16 protein-coding genes are annotated in these 20,114 nt (G+C 74.6%); all 16 read right to left on the reverse strand.

Annotated features, from left to right (window positions below):
* Positions 1-8 precede the first annotated feature (8 nt).
* Positions 9-1,544 carry a lipopolysaccharide biosynthesis protein gene (locus Q2K19_RS32890; RefSeq protein WP_302766364.1) on the reverse strand — a complete coding sequence of 512 codons (1,536 nt, stop codon included), beginning with the start codon at positions 1,542-1,544 and terminating at the stop codon, positions 9-11.
* Positions 1,541-3,130 carry an O-antigen ligase family protein gene (locus Q2K19_RS32895; RefSeq protein WP_302766365.1) on the reverse strand — a complete coding sequence of 530 codons (1,590 nt, stop codon included), beginning with the start codon at positions 3,128-3,130 and terminating at the stop codon, positions 1,541-1,543. The genes Q2K19_RS32890 and Q2K19_RS32895 overlap by 4 nt, the downstream gene beginning before the upstream one ends.
* Positions 3,123-4,067 carry a glycosyltransferase family 2 protein gene (locus tag Q2K19_RS32900; protein ID WP_302766366.1) on the reverse strand — a complete coding sequence of 315 codons (945 nt, stop codon included), beginning with the start codon at positions 4,065-4,067 and terminating at the stop codon, positions 3,123-3,125. Before Q2K19_RS32900 ends, Q2K19_RS32895 begins: the two co-directional genes overlap by 8 nt.
* Positions 4,060-5,685, reverse strand: a complete 1,626-nt coding sequence (locus tag Q2K19_RS32905) for a Wzz/FepE/Etk N-terminal domain-containing protein (RefSeq protein WP_302766368.1) — start codon at positions 5,683-5,685, stop codon at positions 4,060-4,062. Before Q2K19_RS32905 ends, Q2K19_RS32900 begins: the two co-directional genes overlap by 8 nt.
* Positions 5,686-5,866: 181 nt before the next feature.
* Positions 5,867-7,876 (reverse strand): delta-60 repeat domain-containing protein, encoded by a 2,010-nt coding sequence (locus tag Q2K19_RS32910; RefSeq protein ID WP_446839773.1) that lies wholly within the window; start codon positions 7,874-7,876, stop codon positions 5,867-5,869.
* A gap of 77 nt (positions 7,877-7,953) precedes the next feature.
* Positions 7,954-8,901: a glycosyltransferase gene (locus tag Q2K19_RS32915; RefSeq protein ID WP_302766372.1), complete on the reverse strand. Its 948-nt coding sequence runs from the start codon at positions 8,899-8,901 to the stop codon at positions 7,954-7,956.
* Between the two features lie 95 nt (positions 8,902-8,996).
* Positions 8,997-9,833, reverse strand: a complete 837-nt coding sequence (locus Q2K19_RS32920) for a phosphatase PAP2 family protein (protein ID WP_302766373.1) — start codon at positions 9,831-9,833, stop codon at positions 8,997-8,999.
* Positions 9,834-10,042: 209 nt separating this feature from the next.
* Positions 10,043-11,275 carry a hypothetical protein gene (locus tag Q2K19_RS32925; RefSeq protein ID WP_302766374.1) on the reverse strand — a complete coding sequence of 411 codons (1,233 nt, stop codon included), beginning with the start codon at positions 11,273-11,275 and terminating at the stop codon, positions 10,043-10,045.
* Positions 11,276-11,375: 100 nt separating this feature from the next.
* Entirely contained in the window at positions 11,376-12,347 is a 972-nt protein-coding gene (locus tag Q2K19_RS32930) for a glycoside hydrolase family 16 protein (protein WP_302766375.1), read from the reverse strand.
* 83 nt (positions 12,348-12,430) lie between these two features.
* Positions 12,431-13,240, reverse strand: coding sequence for a shikimate dehydrogenase (locus tag Q2K19_RS32935; RefSeq protein WP_302766376.1), 810 nt, complete (start codon positions 13,238-13,240; stop codon positions 12,431-12,433).
* Entirely contained in the window at positions 13,237-14,454 is a 1,218-nt protein-coding gene (mltG, locus tag Q2K19_RS32940; RefSeq protein ID WP_302766378.1) for an endolytic transglycosylase MltG, read from the reverse strand. The genes Q2K19_RS32935 and mltG overlap by 4 nt, the downstream gene beginning before the upstream one ends.
* A complete protein-coding gene (gene ruvX, locus Q2K19_RS32945) occupies positions 14,451-14,912 on the reverse strand; it encodes a Holliday junction resolvase RuvX (RefSeq protein ID WP_302766379.1) in 462 nt (153 codons plus the stop codon). The genes mltG and ruvX overlap by 4 nt, the downstream gene beginning before the upstream one ends.
* 75 nt (positions 14,913-14,987) lie before the next feature.
* A complete protein-coding gene (alaS, locus tag Q2K19_RS32950) occupies positions 14,988-17,666 on the reverse strand; it encodes an alanine--tRNA ligase (RefSeq protein ID WP_302766381.1) in 2,679 nt (892 codons plus the stop codon).
* Positions 17,663-17,968: a hypothetical protein gene (locus tag Q2K19_RS32955; protein WP_302766382.1), complete on the reverse strand. Its 306-nt coding sequence runs from the start codon at positions 17,966-17,968 to the stop codon at positions 17,663-17,665. The genes alaS and Q2K19_RS32955 overlap by 4 nt, the downstream gene beginning before the upstream one ends.
* Before the next feature lie 25 nt (positions 17,969-17,993).
* A complete protein-coding gene (locus tag Q2K19_RS32960) occupies positions 17,994-18,455 on the reverse strand; it encodes a DUF948 domain-containing protein (protein WP_302766383.1) in 462 nt (153 codons plus the stop codon).
* Between the two features lie 149 nt (positions 18,456-18,604).
* Complete coding sequence (locus tag Q2K19_RS32965) at positions 18,605-19,222, reverse strand: hypothetical protein (protein ID WP_302772885.1); 618 nt, start codon at positions 19,220-19,222, stop codon at positions 18,605-18,607.
* Positions 19,223-20,114: the final 892 nt, after the last annotated feature.

A 20,114-nucleotide genomic window follows, 5' to 3' on the forward strand; every position in this document is an offset into this window, starting at 1 on the left:
CCTCCTCGTCATCTCGGTGCCCGGCCGAGCAGGGTGGGCACGGCGGCGCGCACCCGTCGGCGTACCCCGGGGTGCAGCAGCAGCGCGACGGCGATCAGCGCCACCACCCCGAGGGTGAGAATGAGTCCGGCCACGCCGCGCCCGGCGACCGCCGCCCCGGCGCCGGCCAGCAGGGCGGTGGCCGCGGCGGCGGCGCCGGCGGCGCGCAGCACCCCGCGGGTGAGCAGCGGTTCGCCGACCACCCGGCGGGCGGCCACCGCGGCGATCACGTTCTCCACCACGATGCCGGCGGTCCAGGCCGCCGCCGCGCCGAGCGCCCCGTACGGCGGGATGAGCGCCAGGGCCAGCGCGACGTTGAGCACCAGCCCGGTCGCGGCGGCGAACAGGTGCCGGCCGCTGCTGCCGCTCATCAGCAGCAGCGTCTGCACGATCCCGGTGCCGGAGTTGACCATCATGCCGCCGGCGAGGACCGCCAGGGCGGCCGCGCCGGTGGTGAACTCCGCCCCGAACAGCCGCAGGAAGCCCGGCGCGAAGATCGCCAGCAGCAGGTATCCCGGCCAGGACAGCGCGATGATCACGCTGGTGATCCGCCGGTAGACCAGCGCGGCCTCGGCGGTGCGTCCCGCGCCGAGCAACCGGGACAGCTGCGGGGCGACGGCCACCCGCAGGCCCTGCATGACGAGCAGCCCGGCGAGCGCGTACCGGCCGACCGCGCCGATGACGCCCGCCTCGGCCTGGTCGGCGAGGGCGGCCGTGAGCAGCACGGTCAGCCACATGCTGCTGGCGTCGATGGCCGCCGACGCGGCCCGGGGCAGGGCGAAGCCCCAGAGGGTGCGCCAGTCCCGCCCGACGGGGCGCAGCGGTGCGCCGGCCGCGAGGCCGAGCGGGCGGATCAGCAGGGCGGCGGCGACCAGCCCGGCCAGCACCACCGGGGCGAGCCAGCCGGCGAAGGCGGCGGTCACTCCGGCGCCGGCGGCGACCGCGGCGAACACCAGCGTCGGCCGGGCCGCGGGCACCAGCACGTACTGCACGGCGACCAGGGCCGCGACCGGCCGGACCGCGCGGACGGCGGCGAGCAGCACGGTCATCGCCACCACGAACGGCAGCCCGGCGAAGGCCAGCCGGAGCAGGTCGCCACCGCGGGTCGTGCCGGGGTCGAAGAAGACCGGCGCGAGCACGCCGGACAGGGCGCTGCCGCCAGCCGCCACGGCGACGGTGAACAGCAGCGCCGGCAGCAGCGCGACCGGCAGCAGCCGGGCGGCGTCGCCGTCCCGGCCCGCGGTACGCCGCGGCAGGGCCCAGACCAGCGCGGTGTCCGCGCCGGCGCAGCAGAGCCCACCCAGGACGGTGACGACGCCGATCGCGGTGAACATGGCGCCGGAGCCGGCGGGCCCCAGCCCGCGCACGATCACCACGGTCAGCACGAACCCGAGCAGGCCGTTGACCGCCGCGCCGAGGAGCCCGACCGCGCCGCTGCGGGTGCTGCGCCGGACCTCCCGCTCGCCGGCGGCGGTGCTGGCGGCGACAGTCGTCGTCCCGGTCACGGCGTCCTCCCCTGCTCCGGCGTGTGCTCCGGCGTGTCGGTCGTCGGCCGGTCCGGACCGGTTCCGGCCGCCGTGGGCGCCGACGGGTCGGCCGCCGGCCGGGGCCCGGGAACGTCCGGCGCCGGGGCGGGCACCGTGCGCAGCGGCACGGCCGCCACCCCGGCCTTCGCCGACGGTCGCCGCCGGCCCGGCACCGCGGCCCGGCCGAAGCCCCGGGTCCGCCACGGCGTCAACGGTGCCGGCTGGGACAGCGCGGACGGCCCGACGGCGGCCCGGTTGACCGGTCCGGCGACGGCGGCCAGTCCGGCGCCCACGCCGAAGAAGATCAGCGAGAGGTTCGGGTCGATGTACGCGTACACCGGGATGACCACCAGCGCGATCACCGGGACGGTGCTGAGCCAGTACCCGGCCGGCGACACCGCGGCGGTCAGCCGGCGGGCGACCAGCACCAGCCAGGACAGGAAGACGACCAGCGCCGGGATGCCGTGGCTGTAGAGGATCTGCCAGATCAGCCCCTGGGTGCCGAGCGGCTCCTCGGCCAGCGTGGTGTCCACGCTCTTGGGTGCTCCGTAGCCGAGCAGCGGGGACTGCTCCACCGCCTGCCAGGTCCGCACGTACAGGTCCATCCGGTCGACGTTGGTGTCGGTGGTGCTGACCCGCGCGTTGATCATGTCCTGGACCGGGACCACCAGGCTGACGATCCAGACCAGCAGCACCAGCGCGGCGATCGAGACGATGAGCCGGGCGTTGCCCCGGAGCAGGGCGCGCAGGCCCAGGTAGAGCAGGCCGGCGCCGAGACCGACGAACATGCCCCGGTTGAGCGTCAGGAACGCCGGGACGACCGACAACGGCAGCGAGACCCAGAGCACGGTGCGGAACCGGCCGGTGCGCACCGACGTCAGGTAGGCCAGCACGCAGGGCACCAGCAGGGCGTACGCGGTCCCCCAGTTGTTCGTGTACGGGTAGGGCGCGGCGGTGCGGTAGATCGGCGTCCGGGACACCGGGTTGAACTCGTTGACCCGCACGTGGGTGAGCGCCTGGATGTACCGCTGCGCGCTGATGCCGTGCGGCAGCGCCAGCTCCACCGGGGTGGTGAGGCTGAGCGTGGGCGCCAGCACGGCCAGCCAGCCCAGCGCGACCAGGCCGAGCCAGTACCAGCCGAGCGGGCGCAGCACCCGGTCCCAGGGGGCGCCCTCGCGCACCAGGGTGTGCGCGTACACGCCGACGACCAGGGCGGTCGCCAGGAAGCCGTAGCGCAGGCCGAAGGTGAGGTAGGCGGTGGCCCGGTCCAGCCGGGTGGCGCTGAGCAGCACCAGGGCGAGGAAGAGCAGCCAGCAGGCGGTCCCGGCGGGCAGCGGGACGCGCCCGCGGGCGACGAGCAGGGCGAGCAGCACCGCGCCGAAAACGGACCAGCCGAGGTAGAACGCGCCGAGCGCCCACCACAGGGGCATCAGCGCGAACATCACGGTCAGCGGCCAGACCGGCAGCGGCGGGACGACCGCCGGCCGCGACCCCGAGGCGGCGCTGCCCGCCGCCGGTCGCCGGCCGGTCAGCGGCGGGGCCGTGGCGGCCGCCCGGTCAGACACCCCGTCCCGTCCGCTGGGCCAGTCGGAGCACCCGCTCCCCGGAGAGCAGGCCGAGCACCACGGGCACGGTGACCAGGACCCGCTTCTCCCGCGGGTTGAGCCGGAGCACCCGGCCCAGCTCCCGGACCGCCTCCCGGCGCCGCCGCCCGGAGGCGAGGGCGAAGGCGATCTGCCCGTGCAGCCGGGCCAGGCCGGTCCGGCTGCCGGCCAGCTCGGGGTGCTTGTCGATCAGGTAGCGGGTCGCCTCGACGATCACCGCCCAGCGGCCGAAGAAGAACGAGCCGCCGTGCCAGTCCACCACCACCAGCACCTCGGGCACGATGACCACGGGCCCGTGCGCGGCGATCCGCAGCAGCCATTCGTAGTCCTCGCCGTAGCCGCCGGGCAGCTCCTCGTCGACCGGGCCGACCGCGTCCCAGGTGGTGCGCCGCAGCAGGATCGTGCTGGAGTGCACCTCCATGATCCGGTCCTCGACGAAGTCGGGCAGGGTCACCTCGGCGGCGTCGAGGCGGCGCTCCTTGGCGATGCCGGGACCCTCCAGCCGGATGCCGCAGCTGGCCGCGGCGGCGTCCGGGCGGGCCGCGAGCAGCTCGACCTGGCGGCGCAGCTTGGCGGGCAGCCAGCGGTCGTCGTCGTCGCAGAAGGCCAGCAGGTCATGGGACGCCTGGTCCGCGCCGGTGTTGCGGCCGCCGGGCAGGCCCCGGGAGTGGGTGTTGTTGACGTAGCGCAGCGTCCGGTCGGCCGGCACCGGCAGGTCCAGCGGGCGGATGTCGGTGTGGTCGTAGACGACCAGGCACTCCACCGGCCCGGGATAGTCCTGGTCGAGCACCGCGCCCACGGCCCGCTCCAGCAGCCCCGGCCGGTCCCGGGTGGCCACCACCACGGTCACCGGCGGGTACGTCTGCCCCGGGGCGGCCGCCTGGTCGTGGTCAGTCACGTCCCTCTCCCGTCAGTACGAATCCGAACGGCTCCACGCCGACCGCGCGCAGCCGCTCCACCAGCCGGACCAGCCGGGCGGAGCGGGTCCGGTCCCGGGCGGCCACCAGCACGGCCCGGCCCTCCCGGGCGGCCCGTACGCCCCGCTCGTCGTGCAACGCGGGCGGCGCGTCGAGCAGGGTGAGGCCGTCGGCGGGCGGGGCGTCGATCCCGACCAGCCGGACGGTGCCCGAGCCGATCCGCAGTTCCTGGCCGTCGGTCCGGGTGGTCGGGGCGGAGGCCGCGGGTCGGGCGGCCGGGATGACCTGGGTGTTGTCCTCGGTGGTCGTGGACCGGTACACCCCGCCGTTCTTGGCGTCCGGGGTCGGGAACGGGCGGGGTTTGCGCACGGCGGGAATGACCGCCGTCTCCTCCGGGTCGCCGCCTCCGGCGGAGGCCCCGGCGGCCGTCGCGGGGGCCTGCCGGGGCAGCTTGGCCGGCGCGGGCTCCACCGGCGGGTTGCGTCGCTGCGCGTCCAGCATGAGCGGGCGAATCCGGTCCAGGCTCTCCGGCGTGACGCCGAGCCGCACCTCGTGACCGGCGCCGGCGAGCACCGCGGCGAGCCCCGCGGTCACCTGCTCGCGCCCCTCGTCGGAGCCGGCGGAGAGCAGCACCAGCGGGCCGCGCTGCGGGCCGTCCACCCAGCGGGCCAGCGCGAGCGACAGGTACCGCAGGTCGGACTCGTCGGGCTGCCTGCCCCCGGACCAGCGGACCGTGCCCAGCAGCGGCGCGCCGATCGTGGCGACCGCCTCGGCGGTGCTGCGCAGCCGCTTGTCCAGGGACTCCCGGACGAAGGCCGCCAGCGCGCCGAGCAGCACGCCGCCGAGCAGGCCCGCGGCGAGGAGCAGCGGGGCGGCGTCCCGGCTGGACGGGACGGGGCTGCGGGCGGCGCTGGTGACCGAGCCGGGGCTCAGGTCCGCGGAGGCGATCTTCGACCGCTGCTCGGCCAGCGTGGCGAGCTGGTCGTTGAGCGCCCGCAGCTGGTCCAGCAGGGCGCTGGTCCGCGGCGACGGGGTCTCCGCCGACTGGTTGGCCGGCAGGGACCGCTGGGTGGTCGTCCGCTGGGCGGTCACCACGGCGATGGTGTCGTCGTACGACTTCAGCACCGCCGCGCGCTGGTTCTCGTAGATGCCCCGGCGCAGGTCAAGGTAGGCCTGCGCCGCCCCGTTCGCGCCGTCGACCGCCTCCTGCTCGCGGTGCGCCGCGTAGTCGAACCGCATCACCTGGCCGCCGACCGGGGTCTCCACCTCCAGCGCGTCGGCGACCTCCTTGGTGTCCCGCCCGGTGATGGCGGCGACCTTGTCGATGACGTCGTTGCTGGTGGCGATGCCGCTCTCGGCGGTCATGTTCACCGCGCGGTCGGCGCCACCGGAGGGGACCGAGAACGGGTCGGTGACCACCGGGCGGACCACCACGGCGGTGGTCGCGGTGTACGACGCCGGCAGCACGAACAGGTAGACCAGCACGGCCACCAGCACCGACGCCGCCGTGCCGAGCACGAGCCGCCACCGGCGGAGCGGGATGCGGGCCAGCTCGACGAGTCCGACCGGGCTCTGCCGGGCGACGTCGGTCACGTCCATCAGTCAGGTCCTTGCGCAGTGAGGGAGGGGTGACCGCCTCGGGCCGGAGCGGGGTGGCCGGGGCGGTGACCGTCTCATTGTGGCCGACGGCGGGGCCCGCTCGGCAGTGCGGTGCGGGCCCTTCCGGGCGGCCCGGCGGCGCCACGGGGACGCCGGCGGACCGCCCGGTCGGGCCCGACCATCAGGAGGTGGCGAAGAACAGTGTCCGGCTCGACCAGTTCACCGCGCCGCCGGGCGCCGCCAGTTCGACCGAGGCGGCGCCGTCGACGGCCGCCCCGTCGAACGGCACCGCATGCAGCGAGCCGTCCTGGTCGCCGTACACGACCTTGCCGTTGACCCAGGCCAGGCCACGGACGGTGCCCCAGGGCACACCGACGCTGGGCAGGGTGAACTCGGTGCAGCCGAGGATGTAGCCGTCCGGCTCCAGGTACCGGTAGAACAGGCTGTTCGACCCGGCCTTGGTGTAGTACATCCGGCCGTCCAGGGCGAACGCCCCGGTCATCGAGCCCGCCTTGAACCAGTCGTTGTAGCCGCTGCTGACCCAGGGCGCACCCACGGCGCCGCCGGAGAAGATCGACACGTCCAGGTAGCTGCCGTTCGGCGCGGCCGCGTCGGTCTTCGACCAGTAGAGCTTGTTGCCGAGCGAGAACGACGCCCCGGCGGCGGTGAGGTTCGGCTGGCTGGCGTTGACCGGGGTGCCGAGGGTGCTGCCGTTGAACGGCACCTTCGTCGCCTGCCCGTCGGCCGAGGAGACGTAGAGGTAGCCCGACGCCGCGTTCGGCGCGTTGACGGCCGGCACGGTACGGCCGCCGGAGAGCGGGAACAGGCCCATCCGGCCGTGGTACTCGTTGCCCACCCCGTCGGAGTCGAAGCCGGCGTACAGGCCGGTGCTGCCGCGCCACAGCTCCCAGATGATCGGGCCCCAGGTGGTGGTGCCCGACGGGGCGCCCGAGCGGGTCGGGTTCCAGACCAGCGGCAGGCCGTTGATCGGGTCCAGGGCGCCCAGGCCGAACCGGTTGATCGCGCCGCTGCCGGCCGAGTCGTTGCCGTTGGCGTTGTTCAGCCAGCGGAAGTGCCCGCCCACGTAGACCACGTTGTCGGCGACCTCGACCGAGGTCACCGAGTCGCTGCCGGTGTAGTTGACCCAGGTGGCGTCGATGCCGGCGCCCCGGTCGGCGGTCTCGAAGCGGGCGGTCGCGTCGCAGTACGCCCCGGCGTCGGCCCGGCCGCCGTCGGCGACGATGACGAAGTACCGGCTGTCGTCGGAGAAGTCGACGTCCCGGGCGTAGAAGGGGAACGCCGCGCTGGAGCAGGGCGCCACGTAGTGCTGGGTGCTCCAGTTCGCCACCGCCGGGGTGCCGGCGAGGTCGACCAGCACCACCTGGTTGCGGGCCTGGCCGTTCACCTGGGTGAAGTTGCCGACCGCGACCAGGGTCCTGCTGTCCGGCGAGACCGCCAGGCCCCAGACCAGCTCGCTGCTGGTGCGGGCGACGCTGGCGTCGATCTGGAAGCTGGCGTCGATCGCGCCGGTGGTGGCGTCCAGCCGGGCGAGCAGGGAGTGCTGGGTGCCGTTGACCCAGTGGAACGCGCCGGCGAGGTAGAGGCTGTTGCCGACCACCAGGGTGCGCCGGACCAGGCCGCCGTCGCTGCGCCCGACCCAGCTGGTCACGGTCGCGCCGGTGGTGGGGTCGAGCTCGACCAGGTTCTTCCGGCTGACCCCGTTCACGGTGAGGAAGGCGCCGCCGACGATGAGCTTGCCGTCCGGGCTGACCGCGAGGGCGTGCACCGCGCCGTCCAGCACCGGGTTGAAGCCGGTCTTCAGCGCGCCGGTGGCCCGGTCGTACGCGAAGAGGTAGTTGCGGGTGGTCCAGCTCGCGTCACCCGCCGCCTTCACGGAGGTGAACGACCCGCCGACGTAGACGGTGTTGCCGATCTCGGCGAACGCCTTGGTGTCGCCGTTCTGGGCGTGCGGGGTGGTGTCCACCGGGTTCGCCGACGTGAGTGTGCTGGTGACCGGCGTGGGGTTCGCCGCGCGGGCCGGCGCGGCGAGCAGCCCGACGGCGAGCACCGGCGCGGCGATCGCGGCGCACCACCGCCGCCACACCGGTCGAGACGTTCTGTGCAGCACTGGCGCCCCCAAAGCGGTAGAGAGATCACGGGTAGCTTGCTCGGAACGGACATTCGGCACCATCAACCGACCGGTCCGCTCGGTCACCGGCTCGGCCCGGTCCGGCCGTACGGGTCGCGGCGCGCCGCCGCGCGCGGGCCTCACGCCGCCTCCGTCCACTGGAACGGCGTGACGCTGCCGGTGGCCGCGACGGTCCAGGACGCCGCCTCGGCCAGGTCCTCGACCGTCACGGCGTCCGCCTCCCGGTGCAGGACCAGGCGGCGCCGGTCCAGCTGCTCGGCCAGCTCGACCTGGTGGTCGTCGACGTGCTCGTCGTGGCTGCGCCGGCGCGGCACGTAGATGGCCCGGTGGCCGGCCCGCATCGCGGCGAGTGCCGAGCCCACCCCGGCGTGCGTCACCACGACGTCGGCCTCCCGGATCGCCTGCTGCATCTCCGCGTACGGGACCTGCGCGCGGGCGCCGGCCGGCATCCGGGGGATCCGGGTGGAGCCGACCTGCCAGAGCACCTCGGCCTCGGGCGGCAGCACCTCGACCAGCCGGGTCAGCAGCCGGGGGAAGCCGAACCGCTCGTGGGTGCCGAGGGCGACGACGATCCGGGACACCGGCCGCGTGGTGGGGCGGCGGCTGGCCTGGTATCCGTCGAAGACGGTGCCGCCGTACCGCCAGCGCTCGTCCGCCCAGCCCGGGTACTGGGTGTAGAGCCGGGCCCGCGGCACCCGGGCGACCAGCCGGCCGGTGAGCGAGGGCCCCTCGGTGCGGGTCGCGCTCTCGATGTAGTGGCAGTCCAGCCCCCGCCGGCTGGCGGGTACGAAGAACGACATGGCCACGCTGGCACCGGTGCTCACCACCCGGTTGAACCGGCCGCCGCGCAGCACCCGGCGGGCGGCCAGCAGGTCGCGCATCGCGCCCAGCGCGTCCCGGGTGGTCGCGGGCGGCACGTGGATGACCTCCTGACCGTCCAGCAGGGACCGGCTCTGCGGCGAGTCGAAGGTGGCCCAGACGCAGTCGTCCGGCAGGCCGAGCCGGGGCTTCAGGTCGTAGAGCTCGGCGAGGTGCCCTCCGGTGGAGGCGATGAGAAGGGTGGTCAACGCGGTTGCCCAACTTCCGTTCGAGGGGTGGCCCAGGGCAGGGTCAGGGTCCGAACGGCGCCGCGGGGAGGGGTGGCGGCGGCCCGGACGTCGGGTCAGGTGCTGATCGGGACGCGTTCGCGGCGGTCTGCGGCGGTGGCCGGCGCGGCCGGCGGTCGCACCCGCCCGGCGGCGACCACGACGGCGAACGCCATCACGCCGGTGAGCAGGATGCCGAAGGTCCAGCCGCCGAGCACGTCGGTGAGCCAGTGTTTCTCGGCGTAGACGCGGGTGTAGCCCTCGACCGTGGCGAGCACCCCCAGCCCGGTGAGCAGGCCGACCCGGACCCGGCGGGGGATCCGCCAGATGAGCGCGGCGAGCACCAGGAGGGTGCCGAAGGTCATCAGCACCCGCGCGCAGCCACCGGACGGGTAGCTGCCCAGGTCGGTCGGGGGGTGACCGCGGTCGACCACCAGCTTGAGGATCTCCTGGGCGTACTGCTCGACGACGAACTGCAGCGGCAGCGCGAGCAGCGGGAGCCACCAGCGCCCGCGGCGCCAGGCCACGGCGAGGACCAGCGCCCCGACCACGGTGACCCACTTGAGCGGGTACCGGTCGCCGATCGCGGTGATGAACGAGTTCAGTTCGGCCCATCCGGCGACCTGCCGCGCGTGCACGTACTCGAAGACCGGGTGGTCGACGTGGGGTTCGAGCCGGGACAGCGCCTCGCCCAGGGGCCAGCAGACCGTGACGACGGCGGCCGAGCCGGCGAGCAGCACGACCAGGGCGGCGCCGAGCCGGCCGAAGGCGGCGGTGAGCCCGGCGACGGCGACGCGCAGCCGCTCGGCCGTCCGGCTCGCCGCCACGGCCGGCGCCCAGCGGCTCGCCAGCCACGGGACGACGATCGCCGGCACGAGCACGGCGAGCACCCCGCACACGTAGATCAGGATCACCGTCGGTCACCGCCCGTCCCGGGCCGCGCGCCGCGCGACGGTCGCACCGAGTCCACTGCCATGCCAGCCACCGGCCGGACCTCCCCATGCCACACGGTCCTGGGAATGCCCCACGCCACCTGGACCGGATCGAACCCGCCACCGACCGAGGGTTGGTGAACGAGTGGTGACACCTTATTGGAGCCCGGGTGGCAAGCGGTAGCGGGGGCTCACCCGCGGGGCAGCCCCAGCCGGTCGGCGAGCAGATGCAGCAGCGCGGGGTGCAGCTTGTCGCTCCAGCCTCCGCCCCCCGCCGCGAGTTCCGCGGTCCGCAACCACAGCTCGATGAGATAGGCGTCGGCGACGAGGCGACGGCGCGCGGGATCGAGGCCGAACGCCGCGCCGTGTCGCGCCAGCACCGCCGTCATCTCGCGGGTCGCCTCCGCCGCCGGCCTCCCCCGCAACGACAGGGCACTCTGGAATCCCTGGTGGGCGAGGTCGAAACCGACCGGCCGCCCGGTGCCGCTGTTCTCCCAGTCCCACGCGTACAGCCGGCCCCGGTGGCTGCCGAGGTTCCACGGCACCCAGTCGCCGTGCCAGTGGCCGAACTCCAGCGTGGTGGGCCCGTCCCGGTCGGCCAGGGCCGCCAGCGCCGCGACGACCGGCCCGCCGGCCCGTTCCGCCCGGGCGGTGAGCTCGGCCAGGAACGGCGAGCCGGCGAGCGGTCGGGGCGCGGCCGGCGGCCCGCCGCGCCGGGCGACCGCCAGCATCGCGGCCACCTCCGGCCGGTCCGGCCGGGGCAGCCGGCGCACCCCGGCGGGCATCGGCTCGACCAGGGTCACCGCCAGGTCGCCCCAGGTGAGCTCGCGCAGCAGGCGGGGCACGTCCGGGAGGTCACCGCCGTCGCGCGGCAGCTCCCGCAGCGCGTCGGCCTCCGCGCGGACCATCGCCCGGGTCGCCCCGTTCCAGCCGACCTTCGCGTACGCCCACGGGCCACCCCGGTCGTCGAAGAGTTGCAGCGTCGGCTTGTGGTGCGGGTCGGGTGGGCGGATGCCGATCGCGGCGTGCAACGGTCGGCCCTCGATCCGGGCCAGGTGGGCGGTGAGCAGCAGCTCGGCGGGGTCGGCGGCGGCCGGGGCGGCGACGGTCAGCACCGGCATCCGGGCCAGCCGGGTGGCGCCGAGACCGGCGAGCAGGCCGACGGCGAGCCGGTTGGCGCGGACCCGGGGCGGCCGCAGCGCGTTGTAGGCCAGCGTCGACGCCGCGCCGACCCGGCGGGACGCCAGCGGCAGCAGGAACTTCGCCCGGGCCACGGAGGGCACCACGGCGTACCGGGTGACGATCCGGTGCCCGGGGGGCGGCGCGGCGTGGTCCGGTCCGACGTCGAGCCACAACCGCGCGTCCCCGAAGATCGCCCGGCTCACCCAGCCGAGGCCGTCCTGGCGGATCCGTGGGTCCTCCACCCTGTCCTACCCTCCCCTGTGCCCGCCCTGCGCCCCGGCACGCTGGCGGCCACGATATTGCCCGGGTTCCCCGGCCCGGCCGCCGGGCGTCCGGCCGGGCTCAGCGCTGCCAGACGCGGACGTAGTCGACCCGGAAGTCGGCCGGGAAGCGGGTGGCCGCGTCGGGGGTGCCGAGCCAGCCGCCCACCTGGAAGTTCAGCCGCAGGTTGTAGGGCTTGTCGAAGGCCTCGTCGAACCACGGCGTGGTGGCCCGGTCCCGCTGCCAGACCTGCCGGCCGTCGATGAACCAGCGGATCAGCCCGGGCTCCCACTCGGTCGTGTAGGTGTGGAAGCCGTCGCCGGGGTGGCCGGCCGGGAACTCCCAGCGCTGGTCCTGCTTGACGGGCGTGTAGTCGTAGAAGATGGCCTGGGTGGCGGCCCGGCGGTGGTCCGCCCCGCCGGGCAGCTCGACGACGTCGATCTCGCCGTTGCCGCCGTCGTCGGGCCGGAGCCAGAACGCCGGCCACAGCCCCTGCGAGTCGCCCGGCCCGTTCGGCGGCTGGGCCCGCACCTCGAAGCGGCCGTACCGGAACGAGGCCCGGCCGATGGTGTCCAGGTAGCTCTCGGTGTACTGCCGCAGCTGCGCGCCGCACACGGTGACCGTCCGCTGTGCCCGCAGGGTCAGCACGCCGCCGGAGACGACGAGGTTCTCCGGGTCGTCGACGTTGCACCCGAGGTCCACGTCGCGGCCCTCGTCGTGCCGCACGTTCCACCGGGACCGGTCGACCGCCGTGCCGTCGAACTCGTCCGCCCAGACCAGCCGCCAGCCCGGCACCCGGGCGCCCGGGCGGTCGGTCGGCAGCGGCGCGGGCGGGGCGGTGGTGGGCGGGACGGTGGTCGGCGGGCCGGTGCCGGGCGGCCGGGCGGCGATCGACGCGACCCCGGCGGCGGGCCGCGTCGGTTTGGCGGCGGGCCGGGGCAGCGCCACCGCCGCGAGGGCGGCGACCAGGCCGGCGCCGAGGACGCCGAGCAGCACGACCCGGCGACCTGCCAGCGTGGCCGGATGGTCCTGCGGGGGCGGGTGGCCGGTCAACGGAACGCTCCCTGTTGTCGGCGACGCTTCCGGCAGCAGCGTAACGACCGCTCCACCACCTGGGCCGGTCGGCGTCGACCGGGTCAGCGGCGCGCCGCGGCCAGCGCCGCGCGCATCGCGTCGACCGGCGCGGGCACGCCGGTGAACTGCGCGAACTGGCCGCCCGCCTGGGCCAGCAGCAGGTCCAGCCCGGACACCACGCGGCAGCCGGCGGCGAGCGCCGCCGCGGCGAGCGGGGTGGGCCAGGGATCGTAGAGCGCGTCGAAGAAGACGGACTCCGGCCGCCAGTCGAAGTGCCCGGCGAGCGGGTCGGCCACCCCCTTCGGCACGGCGGAGATCACGAGGTCGGCGCGGGCGTGTGCCGGCGCGCCGTCCCAGTCGGCGCCGGCGAGCGGCACACCGACCGCGCGGGCCACCGGGCGCAGCTCGTCGACCGCCTCCGGCCGCCGGGCCACCACCGTCACGTCGGCCGCGCCGATCCGGGCCGCCGCCGCGATCGCCGCCCGGGCGGTGCCGCCCGCGCCGAGCACGGTCACCGTGGCGCCGGCCGCGCAGCCGATGGCGGTGAGCACGTCGACCATGCCGGTGACGTCGGTGTTGTCGGCGTACCAGGTGCCGTCGGGCCGGCGTACCAGGGTGTTGGCCGCACCGACCGCGGCGGCGACCGGCGAGACCTCGCCGGCCACCGCGAGCGCGGCCTCCTTGCCCGGCATGGTCACCGACAGCCCGGCCCACTCCGGGCCGAGGCCCGCGACCAGGCCGGCCAGTTCGTCGGCCGCGCACTCGATCCGGGTGTACGACCAGCCGGTCAGGCCGACCGCCGCGTACCCGGCCTCGTGCAGCACCGGGGAGAGCGAATGAGCGATCGGCTTGCCGACGACGGCGGCCCTCACGCGCAGTTGCTTCCCGTCAGCACCTTGTTGTTGCACATGGTCCGGATCAGGTTCCGGTATTCGGCGTCGTTGGAGCCGTAGCCCATCGTGCCCTTCTTGTCGATGGTCATGAAGTAGATCCAGTCGCCCACCGGCGGATTCAGCGCGCCCTTGAGCGCCGCCTCGCCCGGATTGCTGATCGGAGTGATCGTCAGGCCGTCCACGCCATGGGTACGGTACGGATTCTTCGGGTCTCTGAGCTCCGACTGCTTGAGGACGTCGGAGTCCTTCGGGTCCTTGCCCTGCAGCCGCAGCCAGTAGTTGATCGCACTGTCGATCTCCAGGCACTTGCAGTGGTACTTGTCGGTGTAGACCCGGTTGTAGATCACCCGGGCCACCTTCGGCATGTCCACCTCGTTCACCGACTCGGCCTGGGCGATGGAGGCGGTGATCAGCGCCTCGTACGGCGAGATCTTCCGCTCCTTCTGCGCCCGGTTGACGAAGTCGAGCTGCTGGGTGACCCGGAGGAACTCGTCCACCATCATCGACAGGATCTGCGCGGCGGTGGCCTTCGGCGGGATCTCGTAGGTCGACGGGTAGAGGAAGCCCTCGATGCTCTTCGGGCCCTTCTTGCCGTCCTGCCGGTTGAACCAGAAGGCCGGCACGCCCAGCTTGACCGGATCCTTCGCGGCCGCCTTGAACTCCGCGACCGGGATCTTGGTCTGCTTGGAGAGGATGTCGTAGATCACCAGGCTCATGGCGCCCTCGGGGATGGTCACCCCGTTGACCACCCGGCTCTTCGGGTCCAGCAGCAGGACGACCGCGTCGGCGGCCTTCATCTGCTTGTGCACCTTGTACCGGCCGACCTGGATGTTCTTGCTGCGCGAGTTCGCGTCGGCGGCCTCGATGAAGGCCTTTGTGCTCTTCACCACACCGGCGTCGTAGAGGCTGTTCCCGATGTCGGTGAGGGTGTCCCCCGCCTTCACCTCGACCAGCACCTCACCCGAGCCGGGCCCGTCGTAGTCGGGGGTGACGAAGTGGTTGCGGATCCGGTCGAAGCCGATGTACGCACCGCCGCCGATCCCGCCCAGCAGCACGAGGGCCATCAGGAGGGCGAAGATGGTCTTGCCCCGACCGCCCGACTTGCCGTTGCGCTTGCGTACCGCGCCGCGCCGGTGCCGGCCCTTCTCCCCCCTTTCCGACTCGTCGAACACCAGGTCCAGATCGTCGATCATTGCGTCCGCCTCCGCTGTGCGTCCAGCCAGCTCTGCAGAATCTCCACCGCGGCGGCCTGGTCGACCACCGCTCGTTGGCGCTTTCCCCGGACGCCCCGTTCGGCCAGCCTACGACTCGCGACCACGGTCGACATCCTCTCGTCCGTCAGCGTCACCGGAATCGACCCCATTACATCGGCCAACCGGGCAGCGTACGCCGAGACGTTCAGCGCGGCCGGGCCGTGCTTTCCGGCGAGATTGACCGGCAGGCCGACCACCACCTCCACCGCCTCGTGCTCGGCGGCCAGCCGGACCAGCTCGGCCATGTCGCTGGGCACCGCGTCCGGCGCCGCGGTCAGATCGCGGGCGAGGGTGACCAGCGGGGTGGCCAGGATGCCGTGCGGATCGGACCGCGCCACCCCGACCCGGACCTGCCCGACATCGACCCCGAGACGCACCCCGCGGGACGGTTCAGCCATCTACCGGACACCTCCCCTCCGGTACGGGCCAGGGCGGACCGGATGGTCCGCCCTGGCGTCGATCGGTAACCTCCATCACGCGTCGGCGATGGCCTTCTCCACGGTGGCCAGCAGGTTCGGCGCCTCCGCGGCCGGCAGGCCGCCGCCCTGGGCCAGGTCGTCGCTGCCGCCGCCGCGGCCGGAGAAGGCGGCCTTCACCAGGTCCTTCGCGGCCAGGCCCCGGCCCCGGGCGGCCTGGTTGACGGCCACCACGAGGGAGGCCTTGCCGCCCGACCGGGCGGCCACGGCGACCACCGCCGGCCGGGCCGGGTCGATCCGGCCCCGGATCTCCTGGGCCAGGGTCCGCACGTCGTTGCCGGCCGCGCCCTCGGGCGCCTCGGTGCCGACGTACGCGACCCCGCGCACGTCCTTGGCCTGCGCCGCGAGGGTCGCCGCGCCGCCCAGCACCAGCTGCGCGCGGAGCTTCTCCAGCTCCTTCTCGGCGTCGCGGAGCTGGGTCACCGTCTGCTCCACCCGGTCGGCGACCTGCTCGCCGGGGACCCGGAACAGCTCGGCCAGCCGGGAGACCAGCAGGTGCTCCCGGGCCAGGAAGCCGAACGCGTCCATGCCGACCAGGGCCTCGATCCGGCGGACGCCGGAACCGACCGACGCCTCGGAGAGGATCTTGACCAGGCCGAGCTGGGCCGAGCGGGCCACGTGCGTGCCGCCGCACAGCTCGCGGGCGTAGTCGCCGACCTCGACGACCCGGACCCGCTCGCCGTACTTCTCGCCGAAGAGCGCCATCGCGCCGATCCGGCGGGCCTCCTCCTGGCTGGTGATGAAGGCGTGCACCTCCAGGTCGGCCAGGAGCACCTCGTTGACCTGCTGCTCGACGTCGTGCAGCACGCTCGGCGCCACCCCGGTCGGAGTGTTGAAGTCGAACCGCAGCCGGCCCGGCGCGTTCAGCGAACCCGCCTGGGTCGCCGACTCGCCGAGGAAGTTGCGCATCGTCTGGTGCACCAGGTGCGTCGCCGTGTGCGAGCGGGAGATCGCCCGGCGCCGCGACACGTCGATCTCGGCGTACCCGGTCTCTCCGGCGCGCACCTCGCCGCGGACCACCTTGGCCCGGTGCACGACCAGGCCGGGCACCGGCTGCTGCACGTCGAAGACCTCGAGCTGGCCGCCGCCCACCGTGATCAGACCCTGGTCGGGCTGCTGGCCACCGCCCTCGGCGTAGAACGGCGTGCTGTCCAGCACCAGCTCGACGGTGTCCCCCTCCACCGCCGCGGCCACCTGCGCGCCGCCGGCGAGCAGGGCCCGCACCCGGGACTCCCGGTTCAGCTCGGTGTAGCCGGTGAACTCCACCGGCCCGCCGGCGTCCAGCGCCGACCGGTACGCCGACACGTCGGTGTGGCCGGTCTTGCGCGCCTGGGCGTCCGCCTTGGCCCGGCTGCGCTGGTCGGCCATCAGCCGGCGGAAGCCCTCGGCGTCGACCTGCAGGCCCTGCTCGGCCGCGATCTCCAGGGTCAGGTCGATCGGGAAGCCGTACGTGTCGTGCAGCTGGAACGCCTTGTCGCCGGGGATCGACGACTTCCCCGCCGACTTGGTCTCGGCGATCGCGGTGTCCAGGATCGTGGTGCCGGCGCGCAGCGTGGCGAGGAAGGCGTCCTCCTCGGCGTACGCGTACTGGGAGATGCGGCCGAAGTCCTCGGCCAGCTCCGGGTACGACGGGGCCATGCAGTCGCGGGCCACCGGCAGCAGCTCGGGCAGCGCCCGGTCCTGGTAGCCGAGGAGGCGCACGGCGCGGATGGCCCGGCGCATGATCCGGCGCAGCACGTAGCCGCGGCCCTCGTTCGACGGGGTCACCCCGTCGCCGATCAGCATCAGGGCGGTCCGCACGTGGTCGGCGATCACCCGCAGCCGCACGTCGTCCGGGTGCGACTCGCTGGCCACGTGGCCGGAGTGCGCGCCGTAGCGCTTGCCGGTCAGCTCGGCGGCCTTGTCCAGGATCGGCCGGACCTCGTCGATCTCGTAGAGGTTGTCGACGCCCTGGAGGATGGAGGCCATCCGCTCCAGGCCCATACCCGTGTCGATGTTCTTCGCCGGCAGCTCGCCGAGGATCGGGTAATCCTCCTTGCCGGTGCCGGGCCCTCGCTCGAACTGCATGAAGACGAGGTTCCAGAACTCCAGGTAGCGATCCTCGTCGACCTCGGGGCCGCCCTCGCGGCCGTACTCGGGGCCGCGGTCGTAGAACAGCTCGGAGCAGGGGCCGCACGGGCCGGGGATGCCCATCGACCAGAAGTTGTCGGCCTTGCCCCGGCGGACGATCCGCTCGGCGGGCACGCCGACCGAACGCCAGATCTGGTACGCCTCGTCGTCGTCCAGGTAGACCGTCGGCCAGATCCGCTCCGGGTCCAGCCCGAAGCCGCCCGCGTCGACCGGCTTGGTGACCAGGTCCCAGGCCAGCGGGATGGCACCGTCCTTGAAGTAGTCGCCGAAGGAGAAGTTGCCGTTCATCTGGAAGAACGTGCCGTGCCGGCTGGTCTTACCGACCTCGTCGATGTCCGGCGTCCGGATGCACTTCTGCACGCTGACCGCGCGCCGGTACGGCGGGGTCTGCTGGCCCAGGAAGTAGGGGACGAACTGCACCATGCCGGCGTTGACGAACAGCAGGTTCGGGTCGCTGATGGCGGGCAACGGAGCGGACGGCACCACGGCGTGGCCGTTGGCCTCGAAGTGGGCGAGGTACCGCCGCTTGATCTCCGCCGTCTTCATCGCTGGTGCTCCTCCGGGAAAATCTCTCGGTCGCCGATGCGCGGGTCCTCCCGCAGCTCGGCGAACTGGTCGTCGTACGCCTCGCCGCGGGCGAAGGCCTCGTGGATCTCCTGCTCACGCTCGGCCATGCCGGCCCGGACGTCGTCCACGAAGCCCCGGACCGACTCGACGAGACCGCCCGCGGACTCGGACAGGCCGCTCGCGATGCCCGCCGGCGTGTACGCCTGCGCGGTGCGGGTGGCCTTGCGCACCACCAGCACACCCACGGCCAGCCCGATGCCCAGCCAGAACAACCGCCTCATGTCCGCATCCTTCCGCTCGGCCGGGTCACCGGTTGGTGCGCTTCGCAGCGCGGCGCCGCTGCTTGATGATGTCGCGAGCCTCGCGCTCGTCCTCCGCGTGCCGGCGGGCGGCCGCGGCCTTGCGCACGCCGTAGCCGAAGGCGGCCACCTTCACCAGCGGGTTCGCCGCGGCGGCGGAGACCACGGCGGCGAGGTTCGCCACGTTGGCGGTCACGTTCTGCGCGTGGGTGGTCATGGTGTCCACCTTGGCGAGCTGGAGGTTGACCCCGTCGAGGGAGGTCTGCACCTGCTCCAGGGCGGTGTTGACGTTCTTCACCGTGGTGTTGACGTCACCGAGCAGGGGGGTGGTGCGGTCGTTGAGGTCGTTGATCATGCGGGTGGCGGCGTCCACGGTGTGCCGCAGCCGCAGGATGGGCAGCGTCAGGATCAACACGAGCATCGCGAACGCGATCGCCGCGATCAGCGCCGCGACCTCTCCATAACTCACGCCTGTCCTCCTCGAGCAGTGTCCCGGGACCCGACGCCCCGGAAACGCGCGACCGTCCTACCCACTTCGCCCCACGCCGACTCGTCGGGGTCAACGGGCGCACGCGGGCCCGCCAGCCCCAGACCCTACCGTCCGTGATGGAAGGCGGCTCACGACGGTGAGCGTGTCAGCTCGCCGAGCGGATCGTCGGTGAGGGTCGGGTACGGGTCCTCACCGGTGAGTGACGGGTCGGTGCTCGGCTGCGGCCCGGTCCGCTCGTCGTCGATCGCGTTGCGAACCTTCACCGACACCAACGACCCGGTGCACTTTCCCGCAGCGGGCGAGGGCGCCGGAGAAGGCGCCGGTTCCCCGTCCACCGGCGGCGGCACGCAGGTGGGATCGCGTACCCACAGGTCCAGGGTGAGCTCGTCCCGGCGCCAGCAGGTGTAGCTGCCCTTGACCGGCTGCTCCGGGCAGCGGCTCACCTTCCACCGCCGCCAGCCGTCGCGGGTCAGCGCCTGCTGGTAGACCTGGGCGGTCTCCTTCCACGCCTGCTGGGACTCCACGGTCCGCTCCCGCAGCCGGCAGTCCTCCAGGCACCAGCGGCTGCCGCTGACATTGTCGACGGTCTTCGCCGCGGCCCAGGAGGGCACGGCGAGCTGGTCGAGGGTGTCGAAGACCGGGTCACGGCTCAGCGTGCGCAGCCCGAAGTAGAGCGGGACCGCGCCGAGGAGCACCAGGCTGACCAGGGCGAGGATGCCCATCCGCAACCGTCGCCGCTGGCGCATCTGGCGCCGCAGCTCGGAGCGGGCGCCCCGCAGGCCGCCAGCCGGCGTCGCCGCCCCGTCGTCCGCGGGCTCGGCCTCGGCCCGCCGCAGCGCCGGCCCGGGTCCGTCGGCCGGTCCCGGTCGCGGCCCGGCCGGCTCCATCGACGGCACCACCGCAGCCGCCCGGGCCACCGCCGGCCCGCCGGGCCCCGCCGGGGGTACGGCCCCCGGCCCGCCCGGACCGGGCCGGTTCGGCTCCGGCGCGTGCGGGGTCGCCCGTCCGGCCGGCCGCTCGTCAGGCCCGCCGGGGCGGGTCACGGCGGCGGCCGCCCGGGCCACCCCCGGTCCACCCGTGCCGGCCCGCGGACCCGGCTCGCCGCCGGGCTGACCGGAGCGCCCCTCGGTGCCGGGCGTCCGCCCGGGACCGTCCGGGCCGGGTCGGGCCGCTCCCCGAGCCGGCGCGGCGCCGCGCGGGTCACCGCCGGCCGGCCCCGAACGACCGGAGGGCGTGGGGGCCGGTCCGGGCCGGCCGGCCGGCAGGCCGCCGGTGCGGGCGGGATCGCCGCCGGACGGCAGGCCGCCCGTACGGTCCACGTCGGGACCGGCGATCCGACCGGTCGCGGCGGATCCGGCGGGTCGGCCGGTCGGACCGGGACGCGCGGCGCCCCGGGCGGAGCCGGACGGGTCGGGCGGCATCGGCGGCCCGGCGGGCGCGCCGGCCCGTCCGGACGGGGCCCGGTCGGGGTCGGCCGGCGTGCCGCGGCGGCCGGTGGTCGGCTCCCCCACCGGGGAACCGGTGGGCCGTCCGATCACCGGCATGGCGGGATCGGTGTGCGTCGTGCGCCCGGCCTGCCGGAGCCAGTCCGCCGGCCGCTCGGGACGCTGCGGCCGCGGCTCGTCGGTTTCCTCCCGG

This window comes from Micromonospora sp. NBRC 110009 (assembly GCF_030518795.1).
Taxonomy (GTDB): Bacteria; Actinomycetota; Actinomycetes; order Mycobacteriales; family Micromonosporaceae; genus Micromonospora.